This window comes from Meiothermus hypogaeus (genome assembly GCF_003574035.1).
In the GTDB taxonomy this organism is placed as follows: domain Bacteria; phylum Deinococcota; class Deinococci; order Deinococcales; family Thermaceae; genus Meiothermus; species Meiothermus hypogaeus.
Genome location: NZ_QWKY01000035.1, coordinates 22,491 through 33,982, shown reverse-complemented (window position 1 = coordinate 33,982; position 11,492 = coordinate 22,491). Strand labels below are relative to the sequence as shown.

General features: G+C 61.4%; 11 protein-coding genes and 1 other RNA gene. 4 read left to right on the top strand and 8 right to left on the bottom strand.

Going from position 1 to position 11,492, the window contains the following annotated elements:
• Positions 1 to 177: 177 nt before the first annotated feature.
• Positions 178 to 951: a hypothetical protein gene (locus Mhypo_RS10265; RefSeq protein WP_119341204.1), complete on the bottom strand. Its 774-nt coding sequence runs from the start codon at positions 949 to 951 to the stop codon at positions 178 to 180.
• A 57-nt stretch (positions 952 to 1,008) separates the two neighbouring features.
• Positions 1,009 to 1,446 carry an OsmC family protein gene (locus Mhypo_RS10260; RefSeq protein ID WP_119341203.1) on the bottom strand — a complete coding sequence of 146 codons (438 nt, stop codon included), beginning with the start codon at positions 1,444 to 1,446 and terminating at the stop codon, positions 1,009 to 1,011.
• Positions 1,447 to 1,620: 174 nt separating this feature from the next.
• Here Mhypo_RS10260 and Mhypo_RS10255 point away from each other — a divergent pair, with 174 nt between their 5' ends.
• From Mhypo_RS10255 to Mhypo_RS10240, 4 genes are all read left to right on the top strand, one after another.
• A complete protein-coding gene (locus Mhypo_RS10255; RefSeq protein ID WP_147075271.1) occupies positions 1,621 to 2,124 on the top strand; it encodes a hypothetical protein in 504 nt (167 codons plus the stop codon).
• Between the two features lie 57 nt (positions 2,125 to 2,181).
• Entirely contained in the window at positions 2,182 to 2,883 is a 702-nt protein-coding gene (locus Mhypo_RS10250; RefSeq protein ID WP_119341201.1) for an SDR family oxidoreductase, read from the top strand.
• A gap of 180 nt (positions 2,884 to 3,063) precedes the next feature.
• The gene (locus Mhypo_RS10245; protein WP_119341200.1) at positions 3,064 to 3,432 is read left to right on the top strand and encodes a DoxX family membrane protein; all 369 of its coding nucleotides are present in this window, start codon (positions 3,064 to 3,066) and stop codon (positions 3,430 to 3,432) included.
• Positions 3,433 to 3,754: 322 nt separating this feature from the next.
• On the top strand, positions 3,755 to 4,354 hold the full coding sequence (locus Mhypo_RS10240; protein ID WP_119341199.1) for a DedA family protein: 600 nt from the start codon (positions 3,755 to 3,757) through the stop codon (positions 4,352 to 4,354).
• Position 4,355: 1 nt separating this feature from the next.
• Here the strand turns inward: Mhypo_RS10240 and mce are convergent, their stop codons facing one another.
• From mce to ffs, 6 genes are all read right to left on the bottom strand, one after another.
• Positions 4,356 to 4,751, bottom strand: coding sequence for a methylmalonyl-CoA epimerase (mce, locus tag Mhypo_RS10235; RefSeq protein WP_119341198.1), 396 nt, complete (start codon positions 4,749 to 4,751; stop codon positions 4,356 to 4,358).
• Between the two features lie 68 nt (positions 4,752 to 4,819).
• Positions 4,820 to 5,950 carry a hypothetical protein gene (locus Mhypo_RS10230; RefSeq protein WP_119341197.1) on the bottom strand — a complete coding sequence of 377 codons (1,131 nt, stop codon included), beginning with the start codon at positions 5,948 to 5,950 and terminating at the stop codon, positions 4,820 to 4,822.
• 81 nt (positions 5,951 to 6,031) lie between these two features.
• Positions 6,032 to 8,905: an LPS-assembly protein LptD gene (locus Mhypo_RS10225; RefSeq protein WP_240637187.1), complete on the bottom strand. Its 2,874-nt coding sequence runs from the start codon at positions 8,903 to 8,905 to the stop codon at positions 6,032 to 6,034.
• Between the two features lie 107 nt (positions 8,906 to 9,012).
• Positions 9,013 to 10,053 (bottom strand): LptF/LptG family permease, encoded by a 1,041-nt coding sequence (locus Mhypo_RS10220; RefSeq protein ID WP_119341196.1) that lies wholly within the window; start codon positions 10,051 to 10,053, stop codon positions 9,013 to 9,015.
• Between the two features lie 94 nt (positions 10,054 to 10,147).
• A complete protein-coding gene (locus tag Mhypo_RS10215; RefSeq protein WP_119341195.1) occupies positions 10,148 to 11,164 on the bottom strand; it encodes an LptF/LptG family permease in 1,017 nt (338 codons plus the stop codon).
• A gap of 168 nt (positions 11,165 to 11,332) precedes the next feature.
• Positions 11,333 to 11,432: signal recognition particle sRNA small type (gene ffs, locus Mhypo_RS10210), an RNA gene on the bottom strand.
• Positions 11,433 to 11,492 lie beyond the last annotated feature (60 nt).

The following is an 11,492-nucleotide window of genomic DNA, read 5'->3' as shown; positions in this document are numbered from 1 at the left end:
CCGCGTAGCGGAGGGCGATACCGCCCCTTGGAAGGGAGACGCTTTCTTCGCCGACCGACAGTGAAGGGCCATCGGCCCCCGGCTAGCGCCGGTACTCAAGGGAGGGGTGTGCTCTAGGATTCAAAAAGACAGCCTCTGGTGTTTTTGGTTTTGTAAACTGTCTTTTTGAATCCGGTATTACCTGTTGCAAACCGGCTTGGGGGGCAGGCTCCGGCTGTAACTCACCGTCATCCGGCAGGCCAGGTCGGTATACAAAGCCCGGATAACCTCGCCCTCGAGGTCCAGCAGCCAGCGCCGGATGGCCTGGGGGGTGTTGGCCATCAGCCACGTTTTGGCCTCGTCGGCCTGGCCGGTAATGAGGCCGCGCCCGTAGTAGCCCAGCGCGGCGCTGCGGGCGTTGACTTCGTCCTTTTGGATGAGAGCGTCCTGGAGGGCTGTGCGGTAATAGGACAGGGTGCGGAAACCCAGGGTGGGGAAACGCGCGGTGGCGTCTACATAGCGCACCCCGTCCCAGGCCAGGATGTAGGTCAGGCGGGGGTACACCTCCCGAGGCAATCCGCCAAAGTCGGCGAATACATCGGTGCCCACAATTATCTCGGGCCGCCGGTCACCGTCCACATCGCGCACTTCCAGAACCCCGGCGGTGCGCCCCCGGTAGATGAGCAGGTTGCGAAAGCCCTGCTCCTGGGTGAAGAAATAAGCCGTGGTGTGAGGCCCTGAAGTTTCGTTGATCCAGAGTTCGGCGGGTGCCTGGCCGGTCAGCTCGAGCTGCTTGACCTCGAACTGCCCGCCTTTAATTTCCACCTGCGTGCGGTCTGCACGGATGATGCGCAGCAGGCCCGCTTCTTGCCGGATGGTATATGAACCCCAGGCGATAGGAGAATTAGAAGTGGGTTGAGCCAAGGCAAGGCCAGATAAAACCAGTACAGCAGCTAAAATAGGCACTCTCATGGGGCAACGCTACCAGAGCCTTGCATGAGAGAGTATGGGGGTTTGCTCTAGAAAAATTTACTGTTGCTGCTGAAGCTGCGGCTCGCCCTGCCAGGGCTCTACTACCACCCGGGTCTCGATATGGGCGTTCAGGGTGGCCGAGACCGAGCAGTATTTGGTGTGGGAGAGCTCCACGGCCCGCTCGAGGGCCTCCCGGGTCACGCTGGGCCCGGCGCCATAGTGGGTAACCACAATGTGGGTGAAGCGCTTGGGGTGCTCCTCGGCCCGCTCGCCCACAGCCTCCACGCGGTAGCTGGCCAGGGGCTGGCGCTTCTTCTCCATGATGTCCACGACGTCGTAGGCGGTGCAGCCTGCCAGCGCTGCCAGCAAAAGCTCCATAGGGCGCATGCCGGTAGCTGGCTGGTCGCCGTCCACCATTACCTTATCGCCTTGCTCGTTGATACCTACAAACCGGTGTCCTCCCAAGCGATGCAGTACCACTTTTTTCGTTGCCATAAGCCTCCTGAGGGCGGTTTTCCCCTTGACTGTAGCCGCAGACCGCCGCTTTAGCCTCTACAAAATAGCCGAAAAGGGATGGCTCAGATAGCTACCCTATCTGGATAATATTCCAGGCCCAAGGGCAAGATGACCCGATTGCTTCACAATGTGTGCCGTAGCATCAAGAGCAGGGTGAAACGCAGCTTTCGCTTGTTCTCCATTGGCCCGCGCATGCAAAAACAGGGAGTGCGTCTGGTGGTGACCTCTGCCCTAAGGCTGCGGATTCTGAGCCTGGGCGCTTTCAGCCGACAGGTGGTGGTGGAGCCGCGCAAGGGCTGGCTGATGATTCACGACCGTCAGTTCTGGTTGGTGGAGCGAACCCGTCTGATTCCTTTCGAGCAGGTAGAAGCCGTCACCTATGGCTTCGAGGACTGGACGTTTGGGGGTTGGTTTTTTCCGGCCAGGGATACCCAGGAACTTTTTCGTGTGGGGTTGCGCTTGCGCAGTGGTGAAGAGCTCGACCTGTTCAGGTTTTATGGCGAGGGCCATTTCGTCAACGAAAGCTATTTCCCCGACTGGTGGTTCTGGGAAGATTTCCTCACCGACCTGAGCGGCACCCAGGAGCAAGAATCGCGGGTACTGGTGGAACTCTTGAACAAGATGATAGGGGCCAGGGTGGATCGCCCCAGACTTTGAAGTCGAATGTAAGCATAAAGACACGCCATGGCAGGTATTGAGGCCCATAATTAGGCCATGCAAACACTTGAGGATAGAGTTTACATCATTACTGGTGGCGGTGGCGCCATTGCGGGGGCCATTGCCCAGGCGTTCAACAAGGCAGGCGCAAAGCTGGCCTTCGCCGATGCTTACGAAACGACCATTGCCCAGCGAGCACAGGAACTGGGCGGGCGGGCCTTTGTGGCCAACCTGACCCACTACCCCGATGCCGAAATGCTGGTGCGCCAGGTGAAAGCCCACTTCGGGCGGGTGGACGGTCTGATTCATACCGTAGGGGGCTTCGCTTACGCGCCCATCAAGGACACCGATCCCAGCCTCTACGACCGGATGTTCGACCTCAACATGCGTACCCTGTTTTACATGACCCGGGCCATATTGCCCGAGCTCCTGGGCCAGAAAGACGGCTTTATCGCAGGTATTTCGGCGGCGGCTGCCTGGAATGGGGTGGGGCCCGGCGTGGCGCTCTATGCCGCCGCCAAAGCCGCCGTGGCTACCTACCTGCGCTCGCTGGATGCCGAACTAACGGGCACGGCAGTCCGGGTGGCGATTGTCTATCCCATGGGGGCCGTGGATACCCCGGCCAACCGCAAAGAGATGCCCGACGCCGACCCCATGGCCTGGGTAGACCCCGCAGAAATTGGCGAAAGCCTGGTCTATGCAGCCAGCCGCAGCCCCCGAGGCCGGGTGCTGGAGTTGCAGATTTTCCCGCCTCGGTAACCGCCCATGCAAAAGGTTGCTAGAACTGGACTTGTTGGCTTTACATCCTTCGTAGTGCAGCGATGAAACGAAGCAAAATCTTCGAGATCTTTACACTTGAAATAGCAAAGTGCTATACATATTATCTGCTAAGGGACAGCCAGGGTGCTCGAGCCCTTGGTAAATATACGGAGGTAGCTTATGGAACTGCTGTTCTGGATTGGAAGAATCTTGTTGGGTGGTTTCTTTGTCATCAATGGCTTCAATCACTTTGCTATGGGTAAGCAAATGATCCCCTATGCCCAGAGTAAAGGGGTGCCGGCCCCGGCTTTGGCGGTGTACGCTACTGGCCTGATGTTGCTTTTGGGGGGTCTGACCATTATCACGGGGTTGTACGTGCAAGTAGGGTTATGGCTGCTGGTGGTATTTTTGCTGTTTGTAACCCCTTGGATGCACAGCTTTTGGGCTGTGCAAGACCCCATGCAGCGTATGGCTGAGATGGTCAATTTCATGAAGAATAGCGCCCTTTTGGGGGCTCTCTTAATGCTTTTGTACCTCTGGCCCCGCTAATCCCTGATCGGGCCGGCTCGCCATGCTCTGGGGAATCGGCCCGACTGTACATGTAGAGTTAGCTTTGAGGGTCGTTCCAAGCTCCCTCATCCGGCGACACCCCAGGTGCAGTCAACTGCGTTTGCGTAACTGTTTGTAAATAGCGCGGTCGGGGTGTCGCCACCTTCTCCTCTGGCAGGAGAAGGCAAGGAGTTTACGTGGATTTGCCATTACCTGCTACCTGCAGAACCCATAGAGACAACTGCACTTGGCTCATGAGGGGTCGAATCTAGGGTTCAAGTTGGCTTGCCGATTGGACGCCTTATGCATTAGGGTGAGGCTCATGGATGTAACGGCCTATGTGCAGGCGGTGGGGTATCTGGGTATTTTTGCCACGGTATTTGTTGAAACAGGATTGCTGGTGGGGTTTTTCCTGCCGGGGGACTCGCTTCTTATAGCGGTGGGTTTGCTGGCGGCGGCTAACAAACTGCAACTGTCTGTGGCCTTGCTGGCGCTTTTTTTGGGTTCGGTGCTGGGCAACAACCTGGGCTATTTTCTGGGTCGCAAGATCGGGCCAGCCCTGCTCACCAAAGCCAAGGTCAAAGCCGAAGACCTGGAGCGCACCCGGCGCTTCATGGCCCGCTTTGGCCCGCTCTCTATTCTGATTGGCCCCTATGTGCCGGTGTTCCGGGCGGTGGTACCGTTCACCTGCGGGACGGTAAAAATGCCCTGGCTGCGCTTTTTTGTGCTGAGCTTGCTGGGGAGCTTGCTTTGGACCCAGGGGCTCACGCTGGTGGCCTACTATGTGGGCTCGAGGATCCCACACCTCGAGCGCTACGTCTACCTGATATTGCTGGCCGGGGTGGGCTTTGCCGTTCTGCTGGCCGCCTGGCGAGCCTACCGCTCTGGGAACCTGCGCTGGCCCAGCCGCAGGCCTGAGTAAGTTAGGCGTGAACCTCGACCAGCTCGACCAGCACCCCCCCCGACCATTTGGGGTGAATGAAGGCCACCTGGTGCCCCGCAAAACCGGAGCGGGGGGCGGCATCGATCAGGGGCGTGCCAATGGCGGCCAGTCGTTGTAACTCGGCGGCGATATCCGGCGTGGCCAGGGCGATGTGGTGCAGGCCCGGCCCGCGTTTCTCGATAAACCGGGCGATGGCCGAGTCGGGGCGGGTGGCCTTGAGGAGCTCGAGCCGGCTGTGCCCACTCTTGAGCATCCAGACCTCGACCCCCTGGCTTTCAACGGTGCCCTGCGCCTCGAGGGTATAGCCAAGCTCGAAATAGGGCCTGGCGGCCTGTTCCAAATCCTGAACCGCGATACCAATGTGGTGGATGTTCATATTCCCAAGCTACCTCAATAGCGCTTGGCAGGACAGGGATATTCGTAAGGGTGTAAGGCCACAAGATGCTACTCCACGGGGATGAAGGCCAGGCTGGTGATGCGCTCCTGGAAGCTGCCCAGCGAGGAAGTGCGAACCCCGGCGCTGGTGAGGGCGCTGGCAATATTGACTGTCAAATCAATCACCAAGAGGGTGGGGGAGTCCAGATCGGCAATGTACAAAAACTGGTCAATGCCTACCGTGGCCGTACTGTAGCGGCGTGTGCGCAGAAGGCCACTCTCGGTTTCGCGGGGCAATTGAAGGTTCCCCTCAAACCGAGCCAGCCCGGTACCCAGTACGAAGACCGGTGGGGCGCCCCTGGCAAACAACCGCGCAGCGATGTTGCTGTTCTGCACCAGCCCCACCTCGCTGGTAGCGCTCAGGTTCCAGGAAACCAGGGTGGTGTCGGTGGTGGTGGGGTCGTTGTCGTCGAACAGACCCAGGCCCAGGCCGTTCACAAAAATCAGGTCGGTGGGGCTGGCCGTAAGGCTCAGGGGTCGCTCGATAAACGGGTTGACGAAATCGTACTGCCCGAACTGGGCTGGCGTCAGGTAGAGCAGCTGGTCATTTTGCCCCAGGGTGAGCTGCACAGGAGCGCTCAGGCGCACCAGGTTGGGGTTGGTGAAGTCAATGGGGCTGGGAAGGGCCGTGGCCGTGAAGGGAATAATCCAGGCCCGGTATTCCTCGATGGGGCGGGGAGGGGTGGCAGGTGCGGGTGGGCAGACCAGTAAAACGTTGCTCTGCCCCTGGCGCAGATAGCCCCTCGAGCAGTCTACCCCTGTGGCCTGGTCAAAGCCGTCGAGCTGGGGGGTTCCCACATCCTCCACACTGAGGTTGCTGGCGTTGTACCGGCGCAGGCGGTTTTGCGTAAGCACCCAGAGTTGGTCGTTAACCCCCTCCTGTAGGCTGCGGCGGTAGAGCAGGGTTACGATGGGCTCGTCCAGATCCCAACTGCCCACCCGGCGGGGTTGGTCGAAATTGCCCGGCTGGAGGGTGCTGCTCTGGAAGAAGCGAATCTGGTAGGTGTTGCTGCCGGGGGTGTTGATCCCGGCTACCAGCAGGGCGCGGGTGGGTTCCTCGCTGCTGCCGGTGCAGGCGGTTAGTAAGGCCAGACCCAAGAGCAACGGCAGTGCGAAGGCATTGATCGAGAATCGGCCCATAATATCAAGCTGTATAGTCCTTCGGAAAGGCCGAACCGGAGCCTTCCGATGCCAAAGCCATAGCAAAAGATACCCTCTCACTCAACGACCTCCGGGGGTGGGGAGTTTGATGCCGCCCGGCAGAACGATATTATTCTGACTGAACAAGAACTCGGCGGCATCGCCCCCTAGAGCAAAGGAAAACTTGAACTCCTGCTTGAGGGTATCCAGGCTGGCCCGGAAAGCCCAGCAGCAACGGTCAATAATCAGATCGAAGCGGGGGCGCAGGATGGTGCCCTCGAGGTTGGGCAAGAAGAACTCCCGGGGGTTGGTTCCACCGCTTTCGGGCGCGTTCCACACGATGCGGTAGAACAGGCGGGTTTTTTCCAGGCCCATAAAGCTAAAGGTGGGGCCAAACTCGCGCAGCGTCACGCGGAAGCGTCCGCTGTTGTCCGTGAGGCGCTCCAGGGCCACAAACCCCTGTAACGAAAGGCCGGGGGGGTCTTCCATCCGCAGGGGCGCGGGGAAAATTTCCAGCTCGCCGCTAAAGCGCACAAAGCGCAGGAAAGCCTGGGTGTCGTCCTCGAGGGTGAGGAGGTTTTCGCTTTCGGGGAAGTGAAACTCCGCCGAGACCTCGTTGATGAATACCTCGGGTTCGCGCACAGCGGCCCGCACAGCCAGGCGGGGGTTTCGCAGCAGGCCCTCGCGGTAGTTCCACAAGAGGTCGGCCTGCAGGAGGTCGGCGCTGTACTGGTAGCCCAGACGGAAGCGGGTTTCGCTGCCGGGGCTAAAGCCAATGGTGTGGGCAAAGACAAAGGTATGCAGGCTCAGGGTGAGCTGGGCCAGGCCGTCCAGCAGGGCGGGGGTGGTGGTGGGGTTGGGGTTGGTGACGGAGGCCAGGGGTGTATACAGGTGGGTGAAGGTCTGGCGCAGGCGGAAGCTGTCCGGCGCCTCTTGTAGCACCACGTTCAGCTCGGTACGGATGGCCTGCCCGTTGTTCAGATCGCGGCTATGGCTGAGCGAGGTGGTGTTGCCGGGGGGGTTGTAGCTGGCGGAGAGCTCGAGGGGATCGTAGCGGGCAATCAGGGGAATCTGGTCTATGGGCCGGGCTTCTTTTTCCTGCACGTCCCAGTAGCGGTAACCCGTGCGCAGCGAGAAGTTGAAGGGTTGTGGGCTGTAGGCCGCGCTCAGGGTAAGGAGACGGTCCAGGCCTAGCTCGAGCTGCCGCTCGTAGGCCAGGTTCAGACTAAAAGGGGCGGGGGAGAGGCCCAGGCCACTGCGCAGCAGGCCCCAGCGGCCCTGCTCGAGGTCGCGGCTGATGCTGGTGGTGAAGTTGAACCAGGGGAAGGGGCGTGAGGTAAAAGCGAACTCGGCGGGGGGGTCGAAGATACGGCGCTCGAGGTCGCGGGTAGCCCGTGCGGTGAAGGAAAAAAGGGGGTCGGGGTTGAAGCTAAACGAGCCTTCCAGCCGGCTCGTGCGCTGGGGGCGCTCGAAGTCGAACTGAAAGGGGGTTTCGCCCTCCACCACATTGCGGCTCACGCTCAGGTTCACGCTGAAGGCCCCCAGGGTCTGGCCCACACTTGCCCGGGTATCCCAGCGGATCAGGCGCTCGAACTCGGTGGGGTTGCCCTGGGGGTCGAAATTCTGGGTGGTGTAATAGCGGCCAATAAAGGTGTTCTCGACGCTAAAACTGAAGCCCGGCCAGAGGGGTGTCGCCGGGCGGTAGCTGCTACGGTGCTCCACCCAGAGCCGCCCCGCACCAATGTAGGGCCCCAGCCGCCGGGCGCTGCGGTTGAGGGGATTGGAGGGGGCTTCGTAGTAGCCCAGCAAGACCCGCCCGTTAAGCCTGAACTCGCCCTCGATGCCCCTGGGAAAACTGATCTCGGCCTCGGGCAGACGTTTGGGGGTGGTGCGTTCGTTGGGCAGGGCCAGGGGGTTGTGATCCAGGTAGCCGTCCAGGGTGACGCGGTAGAGGGGCTCGCTGCTGGTTGGGGTTTGCCGGGTGGCCCCCTCGATCAGGAAGGTGGTGTAGTCGGGCTGGCCCCCCGCCCCCTGCAAAAAGCGCGGCTCTACCTGCGAGCTATCGTCGCGCACGATCTGCCCCTCCAGGCGCCAGTCGGGCTCTTCCAGCTTGTAGCTGAAGCGGTACTTGAAAATTCCGTCCTTGCGTGGGTCGCTATCGGGCAGCACCAGCCCGGCAGGGGGGGGCAGGTACAAAAACTGATAGTGTTCCAGGGCTGCCCCAATGCCGTAATGGTCGAAGCCAAAGCCCCAGCCCCGCCGCTCAAAGTAGCGCAGCAGGGTAAAGCCGATGCCAAAGTCCGAGACGTAGGGCAGGTCGGCGGCTACGAACACCCCGTCGGTCTCGCTCTGGCCGAACTCGAGCTTGGGCCGCCGCTCGTTCAAAAACAAGAGCAGCACCGGCAGGTACAAAGTGCGCTCGCCGCGCAGGAGCACCCATACCCCCCGGGCAATAATCCGGTCACCCGGATAAAGCAGCACTTCCTGGGCCTGGAAGGCATAGTCGGCCACCTCCTGCTCGCAGCGCTGGCAGGGGGTCAGGTAGCCCTCTTGCAGCAGGATCTGCCCGGCGGCCCGCTGGCAGATGGGGCCTTCCAGATAAAACTCACCCGACTCGATCTTGACCTGAATAGCCTCGAAGCTTTCGTCGTCGGTAAAGAGCTCGAGCTCGTCGGCTTCGATGAGCTGGCCCTGCTTGTCTTTGTAGCGCACCCCGCCCATCAGCAAAAGGCGCTTTCGGGTGCGGTTGAACACCACCCGGGGGGCCTCGATGCTTTCACCGTCCCGGTCCATCTTGACCGGGCTGCCCACCAGAATGACCAGCTCCTCGTTGTTTTCATTTCGGAGCTCCAGACGCTCGGCCTCGAGGATTTTCAGACGTTTCCCCCCCGAGGTTGGGGCCTCGGCCTCCTGTGCCCATACAGAGGGGCCAAACCAAAAAACCAGCATTGCCATGGAGAGCCAGAGCAGCGAGCGGGTGCAAAGCGGGGGAGTCGAAAACCGGACGCAGCGGGCCATGAGGGGGCTTCGCAAGGTGCATCTTGGTTTTCCACCATCCATGCTCATCTTTTCCCCAGTCGCAATAGCGCCAGCCCGGCCAACGCATAGAGCAGGTTGGGCCCCCAGGCGGCCAAGATGGGGTGCAGCACCCCCTGTTCGCCCATGATGCGGCCCACGCTCCAGGTGGCGTAGTAGATGAAGGTGAGAACCACTACCCCCAGCATGCCCAGGCTGCGACTGCCTCCCAGCAGGAAAAAAGCCAACCCCACCGCAAAAATGGCGAACGAGTACACCGCGGCGGGCTCGGCCCATTTGCGGTGCAGGGCGGTCAGCTCGGCGTGGTAGGGGAGCCCCTGGGCTTTGTACTGGGTGATGCGCTGGCGCAGCTCGGCAACCGTTAGGCTGAAGAGGCCGCCGGGGGGCTCCAGCGAGAGTTCAACCAAGGGCACCGTAGCCCGCTCAAACCGTGCCACGGTGCGGGGCCGAGCGCCCCCATAGGTCACCCGCAGCCCCTCCGAAAGAACCAGCGCGCCCTGCTCAAAACGGCCCTTCTCGGCCAGCAGAATTTCTTCTGCGGTAATGACCCGCACCTGGCCAATGCCACTCTCGCTTACCTCACCCACGTACACGATGCGCCCGTACGCATCCACCAGGCGGGTGCCGGGCTGTAGCAACGCCCTGGGTTTTTGCAACACCGCCTGCCGCAAAACGTTTTGCCCCTGCTGCAAGCTGCGCGGCACCAGGCTGTCGGCGGCCACCAGACACACCACAAACAGGAAACTGCCCAACAAGAGCAGGGGAAACAGCACCCGTAGCTTGGAAACCCCCCCGGCCAGCATGGCCTTGAGCTCGGACTCCTCGCCCATGCGCGAGAGCACCAGCAATAAAGCGAACAAGAAGGCCAGCGGCATCCCCCGTACCAGCGCCTCGGGTACCCGGAAGGCCAGATACTGGCTCACCACCCAGGGATCGGCCCCCCGGGCCAAAAGCGGGGCCAGCACCTCGTACAAGGCCCCACCCAGCAAGGCCAGCACCACCACCGCCAGCGCCCCCAACACATAGGACCCCACTTCCTTGGACAAGTAGCGGTCCAGGGTGTTCACGGCTGCCTCCAGCCTGGGGCAGGGACGAGGGGACCCAGGGGATAGGGGGTGCTACACCCAGACGCTCTTCCTCCCGGCGCTGGTGCAACTTTCCTCATCTGGCCAGCCTCCAGGTGCCGAGGAGGGCCAGCGCCCCGTAGACCAGATTGGGCAGCCAGGCCCCATACGCCCCCCACAGATCGAAGCGGGCAAACTGAGCCGAGAGGGTAAAGAGGGTCCAGTAGCCAAAAATAAGCCCCACCACCGCGATAAAGGCCCAGGCCGCCTCGCGCAGCGAGAGGCCAATCACAATGGCCAGCCAGGCCAGCACCACCGTACCCGCGGCGTTGGCGTAGCGCCGGGCTAGGGGGAACTGTGCGGCAGGGTCGGCTTTGGCCACCGCATGCAGGTCGGGCATGCGCAGGGCCTCGTAGGAGACGGCTTTGGGCTGCACCCCGATGGGGAAGGGCAGCGGATGCTCAGCCTCCTGGAATATTTTGCCGTTGGGGTCTACCCGGTAGGCATTTTGCAGCCGCCAGGCCCCGCTGACCCAGACCCCTCGCTCGGCACTCCATACGGAGCCGCCCGGCTCCACCACCCGGATGCCTTCCAGCCTCGAGCCCACCCCCCCTTCGGGCGGTGGATAGATGCGCTGGGCATAGTACACCCCAAGGCCCTGGGGGGTGTAGGTGCGCTCGGTCAGGACGCCGGAGGGCTCGGAACCGTAGTAGATTTTATACTGCAAGGCTTCAAAGCGCTCCTGGGCAATGGGCTTGAGCCAGCCTTCGTTGTAGAGTACTACCGCCCCTACCAGCAGGGCGAGCCCCAGCACTGGCCCAATGAAGGTGCGGGGGGGGACTCCCGCGGCATAGGTGGCCTTGAGTTCGGACTGACGAATCCAGCGGGCCAGGGCTACCAGGAGCGCAAACACCAGCCCCAGCGGCAGCGCGATGCCCAGCGTATAGGGCACCCGGTAGGCCACCATCTGGGCTATTTCGGCCACGGGGGTTCTGGCCCTCAAGAAGGCTCCCGAGAGCGAGGAGAGCAGATCGAAGGTGATTAGCCCCACGAATAGCAACACGCCCAGCAGATACAGCGACAACGTTTCGCGCAATAGATAACGCTGCAACATCCCAGAGCGAAGTATAAGGGTCTGCCAGGTGAGAAGCGGCCAATATGACCTTCTATGGCGATAATCCCCCAGGTGCTCGAGCTGTTTTGAGATGGATGTTAGACTACTGGCGGCAGATCAAGAACCAGCGCGTGAGTTTTTTTTCACGCTTTATTCACACAAAAAAAAGCGCCCCCGGCTCCCTGACGGCACCCGCTCCGTGGCGCTTAGGGCTGCTGCCTTCCGGCCCTGACCCGGTTCACGCTGGTGCGCCGCGTCAGACCGAGGACGCGACCTCGAGGATAACACACCAGCGCCCAAAGGCAAGATGGGTACAACCCCTCGTTAA